We start from the raw sequence: 21,445 nt of genomic DNA on the forward strand, positions 1-21,445 counted from the left end.
ATCGAATCATATCGAGGTTGGGCCTGCCTCCCGGCACGCCGTCCCCATATCCCTATGTCCCTCATCATCCCCCGTGGCCGTATCGTCGGCCTGCTCGCCACCGCCGCCGTGCTGGCTGCGCTGGGCGCCTGCAGCTCCATGCAGACCAGCGACAGCGTGCTGGGCCTGGTGACGCCCTACCGCATCGAAGTCGTGCAGGGCAATGTCGTCACGCGAGAGATGGCGGCGGCGGTCAAGCCCGGCATGAGCCGCAACCAGGTGCGCGACATCCTGGGCTCGCCGCTGCTGACCGATGTCTTCCACGCCGACCGCTGGGACTACATCTTCACGATCCGGCGCCAGGGTGCCGAGCCGCAGCTGCGCCGGGTCACCGCCCACTTCCAGGGCGAGCAGCTGAGCCGGCTGGAAGCCGAGCAGGAATTGCCGACCGAAGCCGCCTTCGTCGCCTCGATCGACACCTTCAAGAAGAAGGGCGACAAGCCGCCCGCGCTGGAGCTGACCGACGCGCAGCTGCAGGCCCTGCCGGCGCCGAAGCCGCAGCCGGGCGCGCAGGCCGAGACGCCGCCGCCGGCACGCACCTATCCGCCCCTGGAGCCCTGAAGCCGCTGCGGCCCCGCAGCCTCGCCTGTCCGACCACCCACGCTCCCTGTCTGCCGATGAACCACCGCATTGCCATTGCCGGAAGCTCCGGCCGCATGGGCCGCACGCTGATAGAAGCGGTGCTGGCTGCCGACGACTGTCAGCTGGCCGGCGCGCTCGACCGCCCCGACAGCCCTTCCATCGGCCAGGAGGCGGCCGGCTTCCTGGGCCAGCGCTGTGGCGTGGCGATCACCGGCGACCTGCGCGCCGGCCTGCAGGACGCCGGCTACCTGATCGACTTCACCCGGCCCGAAGGCACGCTGGCCCACCTGGAGGTGTGTCGCGAGCTGGGCGTGAAGGCGGTGATCGGCACCACCGGCTTCAGCGACGAGCAGAAGGCGCGCATTGCCGACATCTCGCGCGAGATCGCCATCGTCATGGCGCCCAACATGAGCGTGGGCGTCAACGTGGTGCTCAAGCTGCTCGACATGGCCGCGCGCGCCCTCAGCCAGGGCTACGACATCGAGGTCATCGAGGCCCATCACCGCCATAAGGTGGACGCGCCCAGCGGCACCGCGCTGAAGATGGGCGAAGTGGTGGCCGCAGCGCTGGGCCGCGACCTCAAGGAATGCGCCGTCTACGGGCGTGAAGGCGTGACCGGCGAACGCGATCCGTCCACCATCGGCTTCGCGACGGTGCGCGGCGGCGACATCGTCGGCGACCACACGGTGCTGTTCGCCGGCACCGGCGAGCGCATCGAGATCACGCACAAGTCCTCCAGCCGCGCCACCTACGCCCAGGGCAGCCTGCGGGCGGTGCGCTTCCTGGCCGGGCAGGCGCATGGCCTGTTCGACATGAACGACGTGCTGGGCATGGCCTGAGGCCGGCCGCGGCATGCCGATGAACGGGCTGGAACACCTCTGGAGCCAGGGCGACGCGGTGACGCGCGCGGTGGCCCTGCTGCTGCTGGCGATGTCGATCACCGCCTGGGTGCTGATCGCCTGGAAGGCCTGGCTGCTGCGACGCGCGCGCCGCGGCATCGCGGCGGCCGTGCCGGCGTTCTGGGCCGCCCCCAACCTGGCCGAGGGGCGCAGCCGCCTGGCCGCCCATGATCCGGAAGCCGTGCTCGCCCCGCTGGTGGAGGCCGCGCTGCACGAGCCGCCGGCCGGCACGCTGGAAGCAGGGGGCCACCGCAGCTCCCAGCTGACACGGCGGCTGCGCGACGCCCTCCACCGGGTGTTGCAGCAGCTGCAGTTCGGCCAGGTGCTGCTCGCCTCGATCGGCAGCACCGCGCCCTTCATCGGCCTGTTCGGCACGGTCTGGGGCATCTACCACGCGCTGGCCGGCATTGCGTCGGAAGGCCAGATCAGCGTCGACAAGGTCTCCGGCCCGGTCGGTGAGGCGCTCATCATGACCGCCGCCGGCCTGGCGGTGGCCATTCCTGCGGTGCTGGCGTACAACGTGTTCGGCAAGCTGCTGGGCGCCTGCGAGGCCGAGCTCGAAGGATTCGCCCACGACCTGCGCGAGATGCTGGCGCCGTCCGGCGCGCCCACCGAGGAGCGCTGAGATGGCCTTCGGCCGGCTCGAACGCACCAGCGGCCCCACGCCGATCAGCGACATCAACATGACGCCGCTGATCGACGTGATGCTGGTGTTGCTGGTCATCTTCATGATCGCCGCGCCGCTGATGACGGCCAGCCTGAAACTGGAGCTGCCGCGCAGCGACGCGGCGGCACCCAGCGAGGCGCCGGCCTTCATCAGCGTGGCGCTGACACCGGCCGGCGAGCTGTACCTCGACCGCGAGCGGCTGGCGCCCGAGGCCTTCGCCGAGCGCGTGGCCAGCGCCGCCCGCCAGAACCCGGAGCTGGAGGTGCAGCTGCAGGCCGACCGCAGCGTGCCCTATGGCGAGGTGGCCGAGCTGATCGGCCAGCTGCAGCTGGCCGGGCTGCACCGCATTGCCTTCGTCGCCGAGCCGGCAGCGGCCGCCAGCCGCTGAGCGGCAGCGTTCCCCGGCCATGCGGGGAGCCCCCGCACCACCGCCAAAGCAGGCCTCGCCTCGGCACCCCTGCTTCCTATAATCGACCACCTTTGGATCCGAGCAGGACCGGCCCCGCACCGCAGGCCCACCACCCATGAACACCGAACAGCCCAAAGCCTACAACCCGCGCGAGGTCGAGACCGCCGCGCAAGCCCACTGGCAGGCCCGCGACGCCTATCGCGTCACCGAGGACACGAGCAAGAAGAAGTTCTACGCCTGCTCGATGCTGCCCTACCCCTCGGGCAAGCTGCACATGGGCCACGTGCGCAACTACACGATCAACGACATGCTGACGCGCCAGCTGCGCATGCAGGGCTACAACGTCCTGATGCCGATGGGCTGGGACGCCTTCGGCCTGCCGGCGGAGAACGCGGCGCTGAAGAACGGCGTGCCGCCGGCGCAGTGGACCTACGACAACATCGCCTACATGAAGAAGCAGATGCAGGCGATGGGGCTGGCGATCGACTGGTCGCGCGAGATCACCACCTGCGATCCGGCCTACTACAAGTGGAACCAGTGGCTGTTCCTCAAGATGCTGGAAAAGGGCATCGCCTACCGCAAGACGCAGGTCGTCAACTGGGACCCGGTGGACCAGACGGTGCTGGCCAACGAGCAGGTGATCGACGGCCGCGGCTGGCGCACCGGGGCGCTGGTGGAAAAGCGCGAGATCCCGGGCTACTACCTGAAGATCACCGACTACGCCGAGGAACTGCTGGAGCATGTGCAGCACCAGCTGCCCGGGTGGCCCGAGCGCGTGCGGCTGATGCAGGAGAACTGGATCGGCAAGAGCGAAGGCGTGCGCTTCGCCTTCCCGCACGAGATTGCCGACGACAGCGGCCAGCTGATCCAGGGCGGCAAGCTCTACGTCTTCACGACGCGGGCCGACACCATCATGGGCGTGACCTTCTGCGCGGTGGCGCCGGAGCACCCCCTGGCCACCCACGCGGCGGCCGGCAACCCGGCGCTGGCGGCCTTCATCGAGGACTGCAAGAAGGGCGGCACCACCGAGGCCGAGCTGGCGCTCAAGGAGAAGGAAGGCCTGCCCACCGGGCTGTTCGTGACCCATCCGCTGAGCGGCGAGCAGGTCGAGGTCTGGGTCGGCAACTACGTGCTGATGAGCTATGGCGACGGCGCCGTCATGGGCGTGCCGGCACATGACGAACGCGACTTCGCCTTTGCGAAGAAGTACGGCCTGCCGATCAAGCAGGTGGTGGCGGTCGAAGGCGAGACCTATTCCACCGACGCCTGGGCCGAGTGGTACGGCGACAAGCAGCGCGGCACCACGATCGCCTCCGGCCGCTTCGACGGCCTGGGCTACAAGGCCGCGGTCGACGCGGTGGCCGATGCGCTGGCGGCACTCGGCCTGGGTGAGAAGAAGACCACCTGGCGCCTGCGCGACTGGGGCGTGAGCCGCCAGCGCTACTGGGGCACCCCCATCCCCATCATCCACTGTGGCGACTGCGGCCCGGTGCCGGTGCCCGAGCAGGACCTGCCGGTGGTGCTGCCCCAGGACTGCGTGCCCGACGGCAGCGGCAACCCGCTGAACAAGCGGGCCGACTTCCTGAACGTGGCCTGCCCGAAGTGCGGCAAGCCGGCTCAGCGCGAGACGGACACGATGGACACCTTCGTCGATTCGTCCTGGTACTTCATGCGGTACTGCGACCCGGCGAACGAGCAGCAGATGGTCGCCGGCGGCGCGCAGTACTGGATGCCGATGGACCAGTACATCGGCGGCATCGAGCACGCCATCCTGCACCTGCTGTATGCGCGCTTCTGGACCAAGGTGATGCGCGACCTCGGCCTGGTGAAGGTGGACGAGCCGTTCACCCGGCTGCTGACGCAGGGCATGGTGCTGAACGACGCCTATTTCCAGAAGCCCGAAGGCGGGGGTAAGAACTTCTACTGGGAATCGGAAGTCGATGTGCTGCGCAATGAGCATGGCCAGATCACGGGCGCGACGCTGAAGAAGGACGGCTCGAAGCTCGAGCACGAACTCACCACGATGTCGAAGTCCAAGAACAACGGCGTCGACCCTCAGGACCTGATCGACACCTACGGTGCCGATACCGCGCGCCTGTTCGTGATGTTCGCCTCGCCGCCGGAGCAGACGCTGGAGTGGAACGATGCCGGCGTGGAAGGCGCGCACCGCTTCCTCAAGCGCGTCTGGAACTACGCGCAGACCCACCGCGAGCAGATCGCCGAGGTGCTGCCCGAAGGCCTGGCGGCCGAGCTGATCTACGCCGCCGCACCCAGCGACGTGAAGGAGCTGCGCCGCGAGGTCTACAAGCTGCTGCAGCAGGCCAGCTATGACTACGAGCGCATGCAGTACAACACCGTGGTGTCGGCCTGCATGAAGCTGCTCAAGACGCTGGAAGGCTTCGACGCCCAGAACCACCCGGACCGGCACTACGCCAGCTGGGCGGTGCACGAGGCGGTGGGCATCCTGTTGCGGGTGCTCTACCCGGCCTGCCCGCACATCACGCAGGCGCTGTGGCAGGACCTGGGCTATGTGGCGCAGTACGGCGAGCTGCTGGATGCGCCTTGGCCGCATGTCGACGAAGGCGCGCTGGTGCAGGACGAGATCGAGCTGATGCTGCAGGTCAACGGCAAGCTGCGCGGCTCGGTGAAGGTCTCGGCGTCGGCCGACAAGGCGGCCATCGAGGCGGCGGCGCTCGCCTCGCCCGACTTTGCCAAGTTCGCCGAGGGCAAGCCGCCGAAGAAGGTGGTGATCGTGCCGGGCCGGCTCGTCAACGTGGTGGTATGAGCCGGATGACGACCCGCTCCGCCGCCGCCCGCCTCCTCCGCCGCCCGCTGTCCCGCCGCGGCCTGCTCGGCAGCGCCGCCATGGCGGCGTTGCTGCTCGGCGGCTGCGGCTTCAAGCTGCGCGGCGCGCCGACCTTCGCCTTCCGCAGCATCCAGCTCGGCGTGGCCCCCCGCTCGGAGCTGTCGCTGGAGCTGCGCCGGCAGCTGGCGGCCGCGCCCGACCTGCGGGTGGTCGAAGCCGCCAAGGACGCCGAGGTGGTGCTCGACGTGCTGGACGACAGCATCGTGCGCTCGGTCAGCGCCAACACGGCCGCCGGCCAGGTGCGTGAAATCACGCTGCGTTCGAGGGTGCGCTTTCGCGTGCGCACGCCCTCCGGCCGGGAGCTGATTCCCGACACCACGCTGGAGCTGGGCCAGCCGCTCAGCTACAACGAAAGCGCGGCCCTCGGCAAGGAAAGCGAGGAAGCCGAGCTGGTGCGCGAGATGCGCCGCGACATCACCACCCAGATGCTGCGCCGCCTGGCCGCGGTGAAGCCCTGATGCAGTTGCGACTGGATCAGCTGCAGGCCCACCTGCAGCGGGAACTGCGGCCGCTCTACACCCTGCATGGCGACGAGGCGCTGCTGGTGCAGGAAGCCTGCGACGCCATCCGTGCCGCCGCCCGGGCCGCCGGCCATGCCGAGCGCACCGTGCACACGGTGGCCGGCGCCCATTTCGACTGGGGCGAACTGCTGGGCGCGGCACAGGCCCTCAGCCTGTTCGCCGACAAGCGCCTGATCGAGATCCGCATTCCCGGCGGCAAGCCGGGCAAGGACGGCTCCGAGGCCCTGCAGCGCTATTGCGAACACCTGGGCGACGACCTGGTGACCATCGTCGTGCTGCCACGGCTGGACAAGACGGCCCAGTCGAGCGGCTGGTTCACCGCGCTCGACGGCGCGGGCGTCACGGTGCGCATCGACCCCATCGAGCGCAAGCTGCTGCCCGGCTGGATCGCACAGCGCCTGTCGGCCCAGGGCCAGCGGGTGCAAGGCGGCGAGGAGGGGCAGCGCACGCTGGCCTTCTTCGCCGACCGGGTGGAGGGCAACCTGCTCGCCGCCCACCAGGAGATCCAGAAGCTGGGCCTGCTCTACCCTCCCGGCGAACTGAGCTTCGAGCAGGTCGAGGTGGCGGTGCTCAACGTGGCCCGCTACGACGTGTTCAAGCTGTCCGAGGCGGTGCTTGCCGGCCAGGTGGCGCGGGTGCTGCGCATGCTCGACGGGCTGGAGGCAGAGGGCGAGGCGGCGGTGCTGGTGCACTGGACGCTGGCCGAGGACATCCGCACGCTCAAGCGGGTGAAGGACGCGCTGCTGGCCGGCCGGCCGCTGCCCATGGCGCTGCGCGAGCAGCGGGTCTGGGGCCTGAAGGAGAAGCTGTTCGAGCGGGTGCTGCCGCGCCTGAGCGACCGCAGCGTGGACGCGCTGCTCGATGCGGCCCAGGTCTGCGACGGCCTGGTCAAGGGCCTGCGCCATCCCGACTGGCCCGCCGAGCCGTGGGCCGCGCTGCGCCGCCTGGCGCTGATGGTGGTGGAAGCGGTCTCGGTGCCGGTCAGCCCGCGCGAGGCGAGCGGCCGCTGGCTGGCGCTGCGCGCCTGACGGCGGCGGCCCTGCCGGCCAGGCCGGGCCGGCATGTCGGCAGCGCCCCTCAGTAGCCGGCCAGCCGGTCCACCAGGTGGTGCAGCGGCTGCCCCGCGCGCAGGGCGCGCACATTGGCCGCCACCACCGCAGCCGCGGTGGTCGGGTCGGTCTGGGCCGCCACATGCGGCAGCACCGTGACGCGCGGGTGCGACCACAGCAAGTTGCCAGCCGGCAGCGGCTCCTCGCGGAACACATCCAGCACGGCATGCCGCAGCCGGCCTTCTTCCAGCGCCACCAGCAGGTCGGCCTCCACCACATGGCCGCCGCGCGCCAGGTTCACCAGGCTGCTGCCCTCGCGCATGCGGGTGAAGGTGCGGGCATCGAAGAGCCCCTCGGTGTGCGGCGTCAGCGGCAACAGGTTGATGACGATGTCGGCCTCCGGCAGGGCCGCCTGCAGGCCTTCCGGGCCGCTGCAGGTGAGCACGCCGTCCAGCCGGGCCGGCCGCCGGCTCCAGGCCGTCACGCGATAGCCATTGGCCAGCAGCCGCAGCGCCACCGTGCGGCCCATCTCGCCCAGGCCCAGCACCAGCACCGCCACCTGGTCGGCGCGGCGCTGGCCGTGCTGCAGCCATTGCGCCTGCCGCTGCTGGCGCGCGTAGTCGTAGAAGCCCCGCTGCAGCGAGAGCACCGCCCACAGCGCAGTCTCGGCCATCGCCTCGTTCATGGCCGGGTCCACCATGCGGGCCAGTGGCACGCCGGCCGGCAGGCCGGGATCGCGCAGCAACCGGTCCACGCCGGCCCACAAGGACTGCACCAGGCGCAGGCGTGGCAGGCCAGCCAGGCTGCCAGGCGGCGGGTTGGCGACGATGGCGACCTCCACCTCCTCGCGCTCCCCGGCCGCCAGGCCGGGATGCCAGACGCACCACTGCTCGCCGGGCAGGTGGCCCTGCAGCTCGGCCAGCCAGCGGGCCCGTTCAGCATTGTCGAAGGAAGCAGCCAGCAGGAGGCTCATGGCGGTCGGCAACGGAGGTAAGGATCGCCACACTGTAGGGCATGCAGCGCCGGCCTAGCGCCAGCGCGGCAGCGGCCTCAGTCGCCGCTGACGATCGCCACCAACCGGGTCAGCGCATGACCCACCGCGGCGGACCGCACCTGGGCCCGGTCGCCCTTGAAGCGCACGCATTCGGTGTGCACGAAGTCCTGCCCGCGCGCAAAGCCGAACCACACGGTGCCGACCGGCTTGGCTTCGCTGCCGCCGCCCGGCCCGGCGATGCCGGTCACCGCCACGCTGATGTGCCCGCGCGAGTGCTGCAGGGCGCCCAGCGCCATGGCCATCGCCACCTCGCGGCTGACCGCGCCGTGGCGGGTGATCAGCTCGGCCGGCACGCCCAGCAGCTCGGTCTTGGCCTCGTTCGAATACGTCACCATGCCGCGCTCGAACCAGTCGCTGGAGCCGGCCACCGAGGTGCAAGCGCCGGCGATCAGGCCGCCGGTGCAGGATTCGGCCGTCACCAGCTTCAGGTTGCGCGCGGCCAGCACCAGCCCCAGCTGGGTCAGCAGGGGGTCGCCGACCTTCATCTCCAGCATCTGGCCCTGCGGCTGCGGGTTGTCCATCGGAGCGGATCCTTTCTAGGGCTTGGAATGGCGGCGCTGCCTCACCAGACACGCCACAGCGCAAACACGAGCAGGGTGCAGAAGGCCGCCACCAGGTCGTCGAAGAGGATACCGAAGCCGCCACGCCAGCCGCCGCCCTTGAAGCGGCGGTCGGCCCAGGCAACCGGGCCTGGCTTGGCAGCGTCGAAGAAGCGGAACCAGAGGAAGGCCGCCAGCTGCGTCCACAGGCCACCTTCGCCGCCCGCCCCCGGCGACAGCAGCCACAGCACCAGCCAGAAGGCGATCACCTCGTCCCAGACGATGTGGCCGGGGTCCTCCACCTGCAGGTGACGCGCCGTCACCGTGCAGGCCCACCAGCCGACCAGCGTGCCGCCGGCCAGCAGCAGAGCCCATTGCCGGTCACCCAGCCACAGGTCCAGCGCCACGAAGCTCAGCCACGCCCACAGCGTGCCGGCCGTGCCCGGTGCGAACGGGCTCAGGCCGCTGCCAAAGCCGAGCGCGATCCAGTGGGCCGGATGCGAACACAGGAAAGCCAGGCTGGGCGGGGCCGGCCGGCGGCCGCTGCGCGGCGGGGAAGCGGAAGGAAAGGCGCTCATGCTCAGCCGTTGCGAAAGTGATCGAAGGCGGCCACCTGCAGGTCCAGCCGCTGGCCGGCGCCGTCCAGCAGGCGCAGCCCCGGCTCGGCCTCGATGCTGCCGACGCGCGTCACCGGCACGCCGGCCCGGGCGCCTGCCGCCTCGACCTCGGCACGCCGCGCGGCGGGGGCGGTGAACAGCAGCTCGTAGTCGTCGCCGCCGGCCAGCGTGCATTCACGCTGCACCGGCAGCGGCTGGGCCTGCAGCAGCTCGCTGCGTGGCAGCGTGTCCACCCGCAGCGTGGCGCCAACGCCGGAGCGACGCAGGATGTGGCCCAGGTCGCCCACCAGGCCGTCGGACAAGTCGATGGCGCTGCTGGCCACACCACGCAGGGCCAGGCCCAGGGCCACCCGTGGCGTGGGCAGCTCCATGGCCTGGCGGGCCTGCTCGAACTGCGCGCCAGGCAGCGTCAGGCTGCCCCGGAAGGCCTCCAGCGCGAGCCGCGCATCGCCCAGCCGGCCGCTGACCCAGCAGTCGTCACCCGGCCGGGCACCGCTGCGCAGCAGGGCCTGCCCGGGCGGCACCTCGCCGAACACGGTGATGTTGATGACCAGCGGCCCGCGGGTGGTGTCCCCGCCCACCAGCTCGCAGGCATGCGCGTCCGCCAGGGCCAGCAGGCCACGGGCAAAGCCGGCCAGCCAGGCGGCATCGGACTGCGGCAGCGACAAGCTGAGCGTGAAGCCCAGCGGCTGCGCGCCGCAGGCCGCCAGGTCCGAGAGATTCACCGCCAGGGCCTTGTGGCCGAGCCGCTCGGGCGCGACGGTGGACAGGAAGTGCCGGCCTTCGACCAGCAGGTCGCTCGAGGTGGCCAGCTGCATGCCGGGCTGCAGGCGCAGCAGGGCGCAGTCGTCACCCACTCCCAGCGCGGCCCGTTGCACCGGCCGCTCGAAAAAGCGCTCGATCAGTTCGAATTCACCCAGGCTCATAGGCCGGATTGTCGCCGAGGCAGTGCACGCCGGCCGGGCCGGCCGCCTGGTAGGGAAATTGCTGCGATGGAGCATGGACCGCGCGTCGCCGCCAGCCCCTGCCAGCCCCGCCGTGCTCGATATCGAAGCGTCCGGCTTCGGCGCCGGCAGCTATCCGATCGAGGTCGGCTTCGTGCTGCCCGACGGCCGCGGCTACTGCTCGCTGATCCGCCCGCAGCCGCACTGGACACGCTGGGACGACAGCGCCGAAGCGATCCACGGCATCAGCCGCAGCACCCTGCTCGCGCATGGGCGGCCGGTGGCTGAAGTGACCCGCCTGCTCGACAGCCACCTGCGTGGGCTGTCGGTCTTCAGCGACGGCTGGGGCCACGACTACAGCTGGCTGCACCAGCTGTACGACGCGGCGGGGGCCCGCCTCAGCTTCCGGCTGCAGTGCCTGCGCAGCCTGCTCGACGAGGAGGCTGCCCGCCGCTGGCGCGCGGCCAAGGCGGAAGTGCTGGCGCGCACCGGCATGCAGCGCCACCGGGCGAGTGCCGACGCCCGGGTGCTGCAGCTCACCTGGATGGCACTGCAGGCCCGCACACCGGCCTGAGGCCGGGCGCCGGCGGCTCAGCCCGCGGCCAGCCGGAAGCCGCGCACCACCTCGGCCAGCGTCGCAGCCTGCTCGCGCAGGCTGCTGGCGGCAGCGCTCGACTCTTCCACCAGGGCCGCGTTCTGCTGCGTCACCAGGTCGAGCTGGTTCACCGCCGTGCTGACCTGGCCGATGCCGGCGCTCTGCTCGTGGCTGGCATTGGAGATCTCGGCAATGATCTGCGCCACCCGGTGCACGCTGTCGACGATCTCCTTCATCGTGCTGCCGGCCGTGCCCACCAGCGCCGAGCCCGATTCCACCCGCTCCACCGAGGCCCCGATCAGGCTCTTGATCTCCTTGGCCGCCTGCGCGCTGCGCTGTGCCAGCGTGCGCACCTCGCCGGCCACCACCGCGAAGCCGCGGCCCTGCTCGCCGGCACGCGCCGCTTCCACCGCCGCGTTCAGCGCCAGGATGTTCGTCTGGAAGGCAATGCCGTCGATCACGCCGATGATGTCGGCAATGCGGGCCGACGACTGCTTGATCTCCTCCATCGTCGCCACCACCTGCGACACCACCTCGCCGCCCTGCGTGGCCACCCCCGCCGCCGACACCGCCAGCTCGTTGGCCTGGCGTGCCGCCTGCGCCGAACCCTGCACCGCCGAGGTCAGCTCCTCCATCGAGGACGCCGTCTGCTGGATGCTGGACGCCGCCTGCTCGGTGCGGCCCGACAGGTCATGGTTGCCTGCCGCGATCTCGCTCGTGGCGGTGCTCACCGATTCGCTGCTGTCGCGGATGCGCAGCATCACGCCGTTCATCTTGTCCACGAACACATTGAACGAGCCGGCGATCTGCGCCACCTCGTCATGGCCCGCCACCGGCAGCCGCTTGCTGAGGTCACCGGTGCCCGAGCCAATGTCGGCCATCGCGTCACGCACCTGGCGCAGCCGGGCGAAGGCACTGCCGGTGAAGGTCCACATCACCGCGGCCGCCAGGCCGCCGACGATCAGCAGCGCCAGCACGGTGGTGGTCAGCACGCTGCGCATGCCGGCATTCGCTTCGTACTCGTCCAGCGCCACCACCAGCGACCAGTCGGCCCCCTGCACCTGGGCCGACAGCAGCCGCTTGGCGACGCCGCCGACCGCCACCCGCACCGGGCGTTGGGCCCCGCGCAGCGATGCCAGCACCTCGGGCGTGAGCTCCGCCGCCACCTGCGCCACCGGCTGCAGGGTCAGCTTGGCGTCGGGATGCGCGATGACGCGGCCCTGCCCCACCAGGAAGGCGAAGCTGGACGGCGTCGGATGCACCGAGGTGACGTTGGCGATGACGCTGTCCAACCCCACGTCGCCCGCCACCACGGCCTGCAGTTGTCCTCCGGACAGGATGGGGGCCGCGAACGTCACCACCAGCTTGCCGCTGCCGGCATCCATGTACGGCTCGGTGACGATGGCCTTGCCGGCCTGCACCGCCTGCTGGTACCAGGGGCGGCTGGTGGGATCGTAGGTGGGATCGATGCCGTCGGCATCGGTGAACATGGCCCGCTTGCCAGGAAAGCCGACATAGGCGACGTCGAAGCCGGCGGCCTGCTGCAGCTGCCGCAGGAAGGGCATGGGATCGGCAGCGGCCGCCACCTCCTTGCCCGACGACACGGCCCGTGCCTTGGCCGACAGCCACTCCGAGATCGCCTGGGCCCGCCCCTCCGAGGTGGAGCTGAGCAGCTCGCGCGTGCTGGCCTCGTTGTGCGAGCGGGTCAGCAGCCAGGTGGTGGCGCCGGTCAGGGCCAGAGCGAGCACCACGATGGCAACGGCCACGGCAAGGATGCGGGTACGCAGGGAGGTCAACATGGCAGGCAATCCATCAAACGCAAAGGAAGGGAACGGACCAGCCGGCCCTTGCCTTGCATGACGCCGGCAGGCTGCCCCACCGTGAATTCGGCATCCGGCCGACATTCTTTAACGCCGTTTAGCAGGCTGCTGAAATACCTCGCCGTCGGCAGCGCATCCTGGCGGAGATGCGGCACAGTGTCACCCAGCACCCGAACCTGAATCTTGTTGTCACCTATGCGCGGTCCCGACACCTTCACCGAGAGCCTGTTCAGCGTCAAGAAGCTGGACGACTTCGTGCCGGCCACGCATCCGCTGCGAGCGATACGCGCGATGGTCAACGACGCGTTGATCGAGCTTGAAGACATGTTCGCCGACATGTATGAGGACGCCGCCAAGGGCGGGCGTCCGAGCATCGCCCCGCAGAAGCTGCTACGGGCGATGTTGCTGCAGGTGCTGTACTCGGTGCGCTCGGAGCGACTGCTGATGGAGCAAGTGCAATACAACTTGCTGTTTCGCTGGTTCATCGGCCTATCGATGGACGACAACGTGTGGGTGCCCACGGTATTCAGCAAGAACCGACAGCGCTTGATCGAGCACGATGCGGTGGTCGCGTTCTTCAACGAAGTGCTGGCGCAAGCCGAGCGCAAGAACTGGCTGTCCAAGGAACACTTCAGTGTGGACGGCACGCTGATCCAGGCGTGGGCCAGCCACAAGAGCTTTGTGCCCAAGAAGGCCGGTGACGACGACGACGCGGGCGGTGGCAGCAGCAACGATGGCAGCGACTTCCGGGGCCAGCCGCGCAGCAACGACACGCACGAATCGAAGACCGATCCAGACAGCCGCCTGTATTGCAAGGGCAAGACTGCCAGCGAGATGCGCTTCATGGGCCACACACTGATGGACAACCGGCACGGCCTGATCGTCAATGCCGTGGTCACTCAGGCAGACGGCTATGCCGAGCGCGCGGCGGCCCGGGCCATGATCAACGATGCCCGGCAGGTCAACCCTGAGGCAGAGATCACGCTGGGTGCAGACAAGGGCTACGACGCGGCGCAGTTCATCGCCGAGTTGCAGCAGCTCAAGGTCGAGCCTCATGTGGCGCAGAACAAGTCGGGGCGTCGCTCGGCGGTGCCCGATGAGATCGCCCAGACCGACGGGTACGCGTTGTCGATGCAATGCCGCAAGCGCATCGAGCAGGCCTTCGGGTGGGCCAAGACCATCGGCTCGATCCGGCAGGTGATGGTGCGCGGACTCAAGAAGGTGGACCAGTTGTTCGTGCTGAACATGGCGGCCTACAACTTGGTGCGCATGCGCTCGCTGGGACAGGTCCGTCTGCAAGGCGCCAGATGAGCAGCGCAGGTGCGCAACTCGGCCCTCCACAGGGGCGAACCGGCCCGGAAATGGCCCTTCTGACACTCCTCGCGACGGCAGCTACCGAAACTCCATCAGCTCGCGGGTCGAGGTAGGTGCTTCAGCGCAGTATTTCAGCAGCCTGTTAGTGGATTACCCGGGGTGAGTGCACAAAGTCGCGCTGCGCGCGCCCGGCGCAGCGCGAGCGCCGCTCAGGCGTTGGCGAGGCGGAAGCCGCGCACCACCTCGGCCAGCGTGGCAGCCTGCTCGCGCAGGCTGCTGGCGGCAGCGCTCGACTCTTCCACCAGGGCCGCGTTCTGCTGCGTCATCATGTCCAGCTGGCTGACCGCCGTGCTGACCTGGCCGATGCCGGCGCTCTGCTCGTGGCTGGCATTGGAGATCTCGGCAATGATCTGCGCCACCCGGTGCACGCTGTCGACGATCTCCTTCATCGTGCTGCCGGCCGTGCCCACCAGCGCCGAGCCCGATTCCACCCGCTCCACCGAGGCCCCGATCAGGCTCTTGATCTCCTTGGCCGCCTGCGCGCTGCGCTGTGCCAGCGTGCGCACCTCGCCGGCCACCACCGCGAAGCCGCGGCCCTGCTCGCCGGCACGCGCCGCTTCCACCGCCGCGTTCAGCGCCAGGATGTTCGTCTGGAAGGCAATGCCGTCGATCACGCCGATGATGTCGGCAATGCGGGCCGACGACTGCTTGATCTCCTCCATCGTCGCCACCACCTGCGACACCACCTCGCCGCCCTGCGTGGCCACCCCCGCCGCCGACACCGCCAGCTCGTTGGCCTGGCGTGCCGCCTGGGCCGAACCCTGCACCGCCGAGGTCAGCTCCTCCATCGAGGACGCCGTCTGCTGGATGCTCGACGCCGCCTGCTCGGTGCGGCCCGACAGGTCATGGTTGCCTGCCGCGATCTCGCTCGTGGCGGTGCTCACCGATTCGCTGCTGTCGCGGATGCGCAGCATCACGCCGTTCATCTTGTCCACGAACACATTGAACGAGCCGGCGATCTGCGCCACCTCGTCATGGCCCGCCACCGGCAGCCGCTTGCTGAGGTCACCGGTGCCCGAGCCAATGTCGGCCATCGCGTCGCGCACCTGGCGCAGCCGGGCGAAGGCGCCCGCCGTCAGCGTGCTCATCACGATGGCAGACAGCGCGCCGACGATCAGCAGCGCCAGCACGGTGGTCGCCACCACGCTGCGCATGCCGGCATTCGCTTCGTACTCGTCCAGCGCCACCACCAGGCTCCAGTCGGTACCGGCGATGCCGGCCGACTGCAGCAGCTTGGCAGCGCCGTCGATGACCTGCGGCACCGGCTGCCGGGCACCGGCCAGGGCCTGCAGGGCCGCCGGCGTCAGGCCAGGGGCGATCTCCGTCACCGGCTGCAAGGTGCGCTTGGCATCCGGGTGGGCGATGATCTTGCCGTCGCCGCCGAGCAGCAGGGCCAGGCTGGCCGGCGTTGGGTGCACCGAGGTCACGTTGGCGATGACGCTGTCCAGCGTCACGTCACCGGCCACCACCCCCTTGAGCTGGCCGTCCACCACGATGGGCGCGGCAAAGGTCACCACCAGCTTCTTGGTGCCGGCATCCACATACGGGTCGGTGACGATGGTCTTGCCGGCCTTCACCGCCTGCTGATACCAGGGCCGGCCGGTGGGCACGTATTCGGGCGGCACGCCGATGTCACGCGAGAAGACCGCGCGGCCCTCGGGCAGGCCCACATAGGCCACGTCGAAGCCGCTGGACTTCTGCAGCTGCACCAGCGAGGGCAGCGGATCGGCGGCGGTGGCCGCATCGCTGGCCGCCGCGACGGCGGCCGACTTCAGCGCCACCCATTCACTGATGGCCAGCGCATGTCCCTTCGAAGCAGACGCCAGCAGGTGCTGATTGACCGTGTCGTTGTGCGAGCGGTTCAGGAGGTAGGTCGTCGCCCCGGTGGCCAGCAGCGCAAGCACCACGATGGAAACGGCAATGACGAGGATGCGCGTACGCAAGGAACTGAGCATGGGACTCCGCAGACGGTTCGGGGACACCCCGGCAGCGGCGTCAAGCCCCACCCGCCCGGGTACGACTGTCGGATCGACAGGTTGCGCCCAGACTTAAGTCACGAATCCTTGATCTTGCGCAATCCGTCACGGCAAACGACCGGGTACGGCCCCGCGCTCAACTCCAGCCGGCGCCGCGCAGCAGGTTGGCCAGCTCGACGGCCGACTTCACTTCCATCTTCTCGAACACCCGGGCGCGGTGCACCTCGACGGTCCGCACGCTGATGTCCAGCTCGTCGGCGATCAGCTTGTTGGGCCGGCCGTCGATCACCAGGCGCATCACGTCGCGCTCGCGCTCGGTCAGGTCGGCCAGTTTCTTGTGGATGGCCTGGGCCTCGCGCCGCCGGCCCAGCACCTGCGCGCTCAGCTGCAAGGCCTGCTCGATGCGGTCGACCAGCGCATTGTCGGAAAACGGCTTCTCGACGAAATCGAAGGCGCCCCGCTTGACCGCGGCCACCGCGGTGGGCACGTCGGCATGGCCGGTGAGGAAGATCACCGGCATGGTCTCGGTCAGGCCACGCTCGATCAGGCGGTCGAACAAGGCCAGCCCGCTCATGCCCGGCATGCGCACGTCCAGCAGCAGGCAGCAGGGGTCGCGCGGCTGGAAGGCGCCGTGGGTGCTGCGCTGCTCCAGCATGGCCTCGAAGGCTTCCGCCGAGGCATAGCCTTCGGACAGCAGCCGCCGCGAGCGCAGCAGCCAGGCCAGCGCGTCGCGCAGCACGTCCTCGTCGTCGACCAGGTAGACAGTGGGTATGGCGTTGGGGCTCATCGTCGCAGTTGCCTCAGGACGGGGTCGCATCGGACTGCAGCGCGGCCGCCTGTCGGCTGGCGGCGCTGCTGGCTTCGGCTGCCAGGGTAAACCGAAACCGGGCGCCGCTGCCCTGCGGCGGCGTCAGGTTGTCGAACAGCAGCAGGCCGCCGTGCTGCTCGATCACCGTGCGGCACAGGCTCAGCCCCAGGCCCATGCCCTCCGTCTTGGTGGTGAAGAAGGGCGTGAAGAGGCGGGCGGCCACTTCCTCGGAGATGCCCGGCCCCTGGTCGATCACCCAGAACTCCACCCAGCGCGGATGCACCTGGCGCGCCTGGATGCGCAGCAGCCGCTGCTCGGGAGGCAGCTCTTCCATGGCCTGGATGGCATTGCGGGTGAGGTTGAGCAGCACCTGCTCGACCATGGTGCGGTCGCACACCACCCGGGGCATCGGCTCGGGCGGTGCCGGCAGTTCGACCTGCACCCGGGTGGCACTCTTGCGGGCCTGCAGCCGCACCAGCGGCATCACCGCCTCGATCAGCTGGTCGGCCCGCATGGCCTCGCGCACATGTTCGCGCCGGCGCACGAAGTCATGCACGCTCTTGATGACACGGCCGGCCCGCTCCGCCTGCTCGGCGATGCGCTCGATGGCATGCTGGATGAGGCGTTGCGTGGCAGCGTCCAGGCTGCCTTCCTGCATCATGTTGATGGACCCGGTCGCATAGCTGGAGATGGCGGCCAATGGCTGGTTCAGCTCATGGCTGAGCAGCGAGGCCATCTCGCCCACCGTGGCCAGCCGGGCAGTGGCCTGCAGCTTCTCGTGCTGCTGGCGCGACAGCTCTTCGGCACGGCGCTGCGCGCTGATGTCGACCACCGCGCTCATCCAGCCGCTGTGGCGGCCCTGCCCGTCCACCAGTGGTGCCTCGAACACCATCACCGGGAAGCGCTCGCCGCCGCGGCGCATGAAGACCGTCTCGTAGCCCTCGCGCGGCGGGATGTCGCCGGCCAGCCGCACCTGCTGGCGGCGCTTGTACTCGTCCACCAGCTCCGGCGGCCAGTAGGGCGGCGGGTTTTCGGCGGTCATCTTGCCGATCAGCTCGGCCGCCGGGAAGCCCACCATCTCGCAGAAGGCCGGGTTCACATAGGTGATGCGCCCGTCGGTGTCGCGGGCGCGCAGGCCGGTGACCAGCGAATCTTCCATCGCCTTGCGAAAGGCCAGCGCCTCGGCCAGGCCATGCTCGGCCGTGGCCCGCTTGCGCACGTCGCGCACCAGCAGCACCACCACCGCGCCGAGGGCCAGCGACAGGCCCAGCACCAGCGCGGTGGCGAGGTTGGGGATCAGGTCGGGTTCGCCGGTGGCGCTGTCCAGCCGCAGCTGCAGCGCCACGCCGGGCAGGTCGATCAAGCGCTGCGCCACGAACACGCCGCGGCCGCGCGCCACGTTGCCGGAGCGCGCCAGCCGGGTGCCGTCCCCTTCCACGAAGGCCAGCTCATGGCTCTGGCTGTAGGCCGGGTTGACGCCCTCGAACAGCAGGCCCTGAAGCACATAGGACGCCACCAGGTAGCCTTCGGGCCGCCCCTGCCGCAGCACCGGCAGGCACACGTCGAGCAGCTCCACCCCCAGCCCGCCCGGCAGCGGCACGAAGTAGCTGCGCGAATAGGCCGGGCTCGACAGCCGGCGCGCGGTAGCGCAAGCGACCTCGGCATCCACATCGATGTCCTGCCGCGGCAGCAGGCTGAACAAGGGGCCGCGGTAGGGCGAGTCGATGCCGAGCCGGATCTCGCCGGCCAGGTCGCGCAGCTCGATGCGGGCCAGCTCGCGACGGGCATGCAGCAGGTCCGCCGCATCGGCCTTCCAGCGCGGCAGCGGCGGGTCGTTCCACAGCAAGGCCTGCAGGCTCTGCAGGTCGCGGCCCAGCGTCTGCTTGATCTCGGAGGCCGCCACCGTGGCGGTCTGCTCCACCCGCTCCTGGGCGCGCGAGGATTCATAGTCCAGCGTCAGCCGCACCAGCGCCGTCTGCGCCACCGCCAGCAGGCCGACCAGCACCACCCACGGCAGCGCGCGGCGCAGGCTCTGCGCCTTCGGCGGAGTGGGCAAGTCGGCAGGCATCATGCATTGTCCCTCGACGCCCCCGGGACGGCAGCGGGGCGCAGCCTCGACTATTGCCAAGCGACCAGGACTTCACGATACGCACTATTGCGCATGCCAGCGCCCGCCGGCTTTGCGACACTGGGCAAGCCCGGCGGCCTTCCATGCAGGTCGCACATGGAGCCATGCCGCCATGCGATCATGCGGCGACGCGGGCCGAGGCGGCTCCTACAATCGTCCCCCCGCCCGCGAAGTAGCCGGTGGCGGCGGCTGTCAATCTGCTGTCGGCCTCGGGCAAGACGGACGCACATCGCATCATTCAAAGAGGACTGTGATGCCCCCCACCGCTGAAGAAAAACGGGCTGAGCTGCGTCGCGCGGCCCTTGAATACCATGAGTTCCCGACCCCCGGCAAAGTGGCCATCGCGGCCACCAAGTCGCTGGTCAACCAGCGCGACCTGGCGCTGGCCTACTCCCCCGGCGTGGCGGCCGCCTGCGAGGAGATCGTCGACGACCCGAACAACGCCTTCCGCTACACCTCGCGCGGCAACCTGGTGGCCGTGGTCACCAACGGCACCGCGGTGCTGGGCCTGGGGGACATCGGCCCGCTGGCCGCCAAGCCGGTGATGGAAGGCAAGGGGGTGCTGTTCAAGAAGTTCGCCGGCATCGACGTGTTCGACATCGAGGTCAACGAGAAGGACCTGGACAAGCTGGTCGACGTGATCGCGGCGCTCGAGCCCACCTTCGGCGGCGTGAACCTCGAGGACATCAAGGCGCCCGACTGCTTCTATGTCGAGCGCAAGCTGCGCGAGCGCATGAAGATCCCGGTCTTCCACGACGACCAGCACGGCACCGCCATCGTGGTCGGCGCGGCCACCCTCAACGGCCTGAAGGTGGTCGGCAAGGACATCCGCAACGTCAAGCTGGTCGCCTCCGGCGCCGGCGCCGCGGCGCTGGCCTGCCTCAACCTGCTGGTGAAGCTGGGCATGCCGCGCGAGAACATCTGGGTGACCGACCTGGCCGGCGTGGTCTACGAAGGCCGCACCGAGCTGATGGATCCGGACAAGGCCCAGTTCGCCCAGAAGACCGAGCAGCGCACGCTGAGCGAGGTGATCGAGGGCGCGGACATCTTCCTCGGCCTGTCGGCCGGCGGCGTGCTCAAGCCGCAGATGGTGCAGCGCATGGCGGTCAAGCCGCTGATCTTCGCGCTGGCCAACCCGACCCCCGAGATCCTGCCCGAGGAAGTGAAGGCGGTGCGCGACGACGCCATCATGGCGACCGGCCGCACCGACTACCCGAACCAGGTCAACAACGTCCTGTGCTTCCCCTACATCTTCCGCGGTGCGCTCGACTCGCGGGCCACCACCATCAGCGACGAGATGGAGATCGCGGCGGTGCATGCCATCGCCGAGCTGGCCCAGGCCGAGCAGAGCGAGGTGGTGGCGGCGGCCTATGCCGGCGCCACGCTGAGCTTCGGGCCTGAATACCTGATTCCCAAGCCCTTCGATCCGCGCCTGATGATCCGCATCGCGCCGGCGGTGGCCCGCGCCGCCGCCGAGTCCGGCGTCGCGCTGCGCCCGATCGAGGACATGGATGCCTACCGCGAGAAGCTGCAGAGCTTCGTCTATGCCTCGGGCACGACGATGAAGCCCATCTTCAGCGTCGCCAAGCGGGCCCAGCACAAGCGCGTCGCCTATTGCGAAGGCGAGGAGGAGCGCGTGCTGCGTGCGGTGCAGGTGGTGGTGGACGAGAATTTGGCCCGCCCCACGTTGATCGGCCGCCCCGAGGTGATGAAGCAGCGCATCGAGCGCTTCGGCCTGCGGCTGCAGGAAGGGCGCGACTACGACGTGGTCAACACCGAGTGGGACCATCGCTACCGCGACTATTGGCAGACCTACCACCGGATGACCGAGCGCAAGGGCGTCAACATCCAGCTGGCCAAGATCGAGATGCGCCGGCGCCTGACGCTGATCGGCGCGATGCTGCTGCACAAGGGCGAGGTCGACGGCATGATCTGCGGCACCTGGGGCACCACCTCGATGCACCTGCCGTACATCGACCAGGTCATCGGCAAGCGTGAGGGCGTCAAGACCTACGCCTGCATGAACAGCCTCATCCTGCCGAACCGCCAGGTGATGCTGGTCGACACGCACGTCAACTACGACCCGACTGCCGAGCAGCTCGCCGAGATCACCATCCTGGCGGCCGAGGAGATGATGCGCTTCGGCCTGCATCCGAAGGCGGCCCTGCTGTCGCACTCCAACTTCGGCTCCAGCAACCAGCCCTCGGCCGTCAAGATGCGCCAGGCGCTGGAGCTGCTGCGGGTGCAGGCGCCCTGGCTGGAGGTCGACGGCGAGATGCATGGCGACATCGCGCTCGACGCCGAGGACCGGCGCGAGCTGATGCCCAACAGCACCCTGAGCGGCGAAGCCAACCTGCTGGTGCTGCCCAACATCGATGCCGCCAACATCAGCTACAACCTGCTGAAGCAGGCTGCCGGCGGCGGCATCGCGATCGGCCCGGTGCTGCTCGGCGCGGCCAAGCCGGTGCACATCGTGACCCCGTCGGCCACCGTGCGCCGGCTCGTCAACATGACGGCGCTCACCGTGGCCGACGCCAACGCGGCCCGCTGAAGCCGGC

The 21,445-nt window shown here is 69.8% G+C and carries 18 protein-coding genes; 10 read left to right on the forward strand and 8 right to left on the reverse strand.

The annotated features are described in order from the left end of the window. Positions 1 to 54 precede the first annotated feature (54 nt). The 7 genes from N7L95_RS14185 (at position 55) to holA (ending at position 7,011) form a co-directional block, all read left to right on the forward strand. Positions 55 to 600, forward strand: a complete 546-nt coding sequence (locus N7L95_RS14185; protein ID WP_301255894.1) for an outer membrane protein assembly factor BamE — start codon at positions 55 to 57, stop codon at positions 598 to 600. Between the two features lie 56 nt (positions 601 to 656). Continuing rightward, complete coding sequence (gene dapB, locus N7L95_RS14190) at positions 657 to 1,460, forward strand: 4-hydroxy-tetrahydrodipicolinate reductase (protein ID WP_301255895.1); 804 nt, start codon at positions 657 to 659, stop codon at positions 1,458 to 1,460. 19 nt (positions 1,461 to 1,479) lie between these two features. Next, positions 1,480 to 2,145, forward strand: a complete 666-nt coding sequence (locus N7L95_RS14195; RefSeq protein WP_301255896.1) for a MotA/TolQ/ExbB proton channel family protein — start codon at positions 1,480 to 1,482, stop codon at positions 2,143 to 2,145. Position 2,146: 1 nt separating this feature from the next. Continuing rightward, complete coding sequence (locus N7L95_RS14200) at positions 2,147 to 2,575, forward strand: ExbD/TolR family protein (RefSeq protein ID WP_301255897.1); 429 nt, start codon at positions 2,147 to 2,149, stop codon at positions 2,573 to 2,575. 136 nt (positions 2,576 to 2,711) lie between these two features. Then, the gene (gene leuS, locus N7L95_RS14205) at positions 2,712 to 5,381 is read left to right on the forward strand and encodes a leucine--tRNA ligase (protein ID WP_301255898.1); all 2,670 of its coding nucleotides are present in this window, start codon (positions 2,712 to 2,714) and stop codon (positions 5,379 to 5,381) included. Positions 5,382 to 5,386: 5 nt separating this feature from the next. After that, the gene (locus N7L95_RS14210; RefSeq protein ID WP_301255900.1) at positions 5,387 to 5,920 is read left to right on the forward strand and encodes an LPS-assembly lipoprotein LptE; all 534 of its coding nucleotides are present in this window, start codon (positions 5,387 to 5,389) and stop codon (positions 5,918 to 5,920) included. Continuing rightward, positions 5,920 to 7,011 (forward strand): DNA polymerase III subunit delta, encoded by a 1,092-nt coding sequence (gene holA / locus N7L95_RS14215; protein WP_301255901.1) that lies wholly within the window; start codon positions 5,920 to 5,922, stop codon positions 7,009 to 7,011. Before N7L95_RS14210 ends, holA begins: the two co-directional genes overlap by 1 nt. Before the next feature lie 49 nt (positions 7,012 to 7,060). Here holA and N7L95_RS14220 read toward each other — a convergent pair whose 3' ends face one another. From N7L95_RS14220 to thiL, 4 genes are all read right to left on the reverse strand, one after another. After that, positions 7,061 to 8,005, reverse strand: a complete 945-nt coding sequence (locus tag N7L95_RS14220; RefSeq protein WP_301255902.1) for a 2-hydroxyacid dehydrogenase — start codon at positions 8,003 to 8,005, stop codon at positions 7,061 to 7,063. A 77-nt stretch (positions 8,006 to 8,082) separates the two neighbouring features. Continuing rightward, positions 8,083 to 8,571: a CinA family protein gene (locus N7L95_RS14225; RefSeq protein WP_435870102.1), complete on the reverse strand. Its 489-nt coding sequence runs from the start codon at positions 8,569 to 8,571 to the stop codon at positions 8,083 to 8,085. Positions 8,572 to 8,648: 77 nt separating this feature from the next. Then, a complete protein-coding gene (locus N7L95_RS14230; protein WP_301255904.1) occupies positions 8,649 to 9,203 on the reverse strand; it encodes a phosphatidylglycerophosphatase A family protein in 555 nt (184 codons plus the stop codon). Positions 9,204 to 9,205: 2 nt separating this feature from the next. Continuing rightward, a complete protein-coding gene (gene thiL / locus N7L95_RS14235) occupies positions 9,206 to 10,168 on the reverse strand; it encodes a thiamine-phosphate kinase (protein WP_301255905.1) in 963 nt (320 codons plus the stop codon). 73 nt (positions 10,169 to 10,241) lie between these two features. Here thiL and N7L95_RS14240 point away from each other — a divergent pair, with 73 nt between their 5' ends. Beyond that, positions 10,242 to 10,760, forward strand: a complete 519-nt coding sequence (locus N7L95_RS14240; RefSeq protein WP_301255906.1) for a 3'-5' exonuclease family protein — start codon at positions 10,242 to 10,244, stop codon at positions 10,758 to 10,760. Positions 10,761 to 10,777: 17 nt separating this feature from the next. On the opposite strand, the gene N7L95_RS14245 is transcribed toward N7L95_RS14240, so the two are convergent. Next, a complete protein-coding gene (locus tag N7L95_RS14245) occupies positions 10,778 to 12,580 on the reverse strand; it encodes a methyl-accepting chemotaxis protein (RefSeq protein ID WP_301255907.1) in 1,803 nt (600 codons plus the stop codon). A 216-nt stretch (positions 12,581 to 12,796) separates the two neighbouring features. Here N7L95_RS14245 and N7L95_RS14250 point away from each other — a divergent pair, with 216 nt between their 5' ends. Then, on the forward strand, positions 12,797 to 13,912 hold the full coding sequence (locus N7L95_RS14250) for an IS5 family transposase (RefSeq protein ID WP_301255679.1): 1,116 nt from the start codon (positions 12,797 to 12,799) through the stop codon (positions 13,910 to 13,912). A 212-nt stretch (positions 13,913 to 14,124) separates the two neighbouring features. Here N7L95_RS14250 and N7L95_RS14255 read toward each other — a convergent pair whose 3' ends face one another. From N7L95_RS14255 to N7L95_RS14265, 3 genes are all read right to left on the reverse strand, one after another. Further along, complete coding sequence (locus N7L95_RS14255; RefSeq protein ID WP_301255908.1) at positions 14,125 to 15,930, reverse strand: methyl-accepting chemotaxis protein; 1,806 nt, start codon at positions 15,928 to 15,930, stop codon at positions 14,125 to 14,127. 157 nt (positions 15,931 to 16,087) lie between these two features. Continuing rightward, positions 16,088 to 16,738, reverse strand: coding sequence for a response regulator transcription factor (locus tag N7L95_RS14260; protein ID WP_301255909.1), 651 nt, complete (start codon positions 16,736 to 16,738; stop codon positions 16,088 to 16,090). A 13-nt stretch (positions 16,739 to 16,751) separates the two neighbouring features. After that, positions 16,752 to 18,830, reverse strand: coding sequence for an ATP-binding protein (locus tag N7L95_RS14265; protein ID WP_301255910.1), 2,079 nt, complete (start codon positions 18,828 to 18,830; stop codon positions 16,752 to 16,754). 310 nt (positions 18,831 to 19,140) lie between these two features. On the opposite strand from N7L95_RS14265, the gene N7L95_RS14270 reads away from it, so the two are divergent. Continuing rightward, positions 19,141 to 21,438: an NADP-dependent malic enzyme gene (locus N7L95_RS14270; protein ID WP_301255911.1), complete on the forward strand. Its 2,298-nt coding sequence runs from the start codon at positions 19,141 to 19,143 to the stop codon at positions 21,436 to 21,438. The last annotated feature ends 7 nt before the right edge of the window (positions 21,439 to 21,445 follow it).

It is taken from the genome of Eleftheria terrae, assembly GCF_030419005.1.
GTDB lineage: Bacteria > Pseudomonadota > Gammaproteobacteria > Burkholderiales > Burkholderiaceae_C > Caldimonas > Caldimonas terrae.

Excerpts from the sequence above, each read along its gene's own strand:
- N7L95_RS14185 (WP_301255894.1), top strand. The coding sequence starts at position 55 with ATGTCCCTCATCATCCCCCGTGGCCGTATCGTCGGCCTGCTCGCCACC.
- N7L95_RS14225 (WP_435870102.1), bottom strand. The coding sequence starts at position 8,571 with ATGAAGGTCGGCGACCCCCTGCTGACCCAGCTGGGGCTGGTGCTGGCC.
- holA (WP_301255901.1), top strand. The coding sequence starts at position 5,920 with ATGCAGTTGCGACTGGATCAGCTGCAGGCCCACCTGCAGCGGGAACTG.
- N7L95_RS14245 (WP_301255907.1), bottom strand. The coding sequence starts at position 12,580 with ATGTTGACCTCCCTGCGTACCCGCATCCTTGCCGTGGCCGTTGCCATC.
- N7L95_RS14210 (WP_301255900.1), top strand. The coding sequence starts at position 5,387 with ATGACGACCCGCTCCGCCGCCGCCCGCCTCCTCCGCCGCCCGCTGTCC.
- thiL (WP_301255905.1), bottom strand. The coding sequence starts at position 10,168 with ATGAGCCTGGGTGAATTCGAACTGATCGAGCGCTTTTTCGAGCGGCCG.
- N7L95_RS14265 (WP_301255910.1), bottom strand. The coding sequence starts at position 18,830 with ATGATGCCTGCCGACTTGCCCACTCCGCCGAAGGCGCAGAGCCTGCGC.
- N7L95_RS14250 (WP_301255679.1), top strand. The coding sequence starts at position 12,797 with ATGCGCGGTCCCGACACCTTCACCGAGAGCCTGTTCAGCGTCAAGAAG.
- N7L95_RS14230 (WP_301255904.1), bottom strand. The coding sequence starts at position 9,203 with ATGAGCGCCTTTCCTTCCGCTTCCCCGCCGCGCAGCGGCCGCCGGCCG.
- leuS (WP_301255898.1), top strand. The coding sequence starts at position 2,712 with ATGAACACCGAACAGCCCAAAGCCTACAACCCGCGCGAGGTCGAGACC.
- dapB (WP_301255895.1), top strand. The coding sequence starts at position 657 with ATGAACCACCGCATTGCCATTGCCGGAAGCTCCGGCCGCATGGGCCGC.
- N7L95_RS14255 (WP_301255908.1), bottom strand. The coding sequence starts at position 15,930 with ATGCTCAGTTCCTTGCGTACGCGCATCCTCGTCATTGCCGTTTCCATC.
- N7L95_RS14240 (WP_301255906.1), top strand. The coding sequence starts at position 10,242 with ATGGACCGCGCGTCGCCGCCAGCCCCTGCCAGCCCCGCCGTGCTCGAT.
- N7L95_RS14200 (WP_301255897.1), top strand. The coding sequence starts at position 2,147 with ATGGCCTTCGGCCGGCTCGAACGCACCAGCGGCCCCACGCCGATCAGC.
- N7L95_RS14220 (WP_301255902.1), bottom strand. The coding sequence starts at position 8,005 with ATGAGCCTCCTGCTGGCTGCTTCCTTCGACAATGCTGAACGGGCCCGC.
- N7L95_RS14260 (WP_301255909.1), bottom strand. The coding sequence starts at position 16,738 with ATGAGCCCCAACGCCATACCCACTGTCTACCTGGTCGACGACGAGGAC.
- N7L95_RS14195 (WP_301255896.1), top strand. The coding sequence starts at position 1,480 with ATGAACGGGCTGGAACACCTCTGGAGCCAGGGCGACGCGGTGACGCGC.
- N7L95_RS14270 (WP_301255911.1), top strand. The coding sequence starts at position 19,141 with ATGCCCCCCACCGCTGAAGAAAAACGGGCTGAGCTGCGTCGCGCGGCC.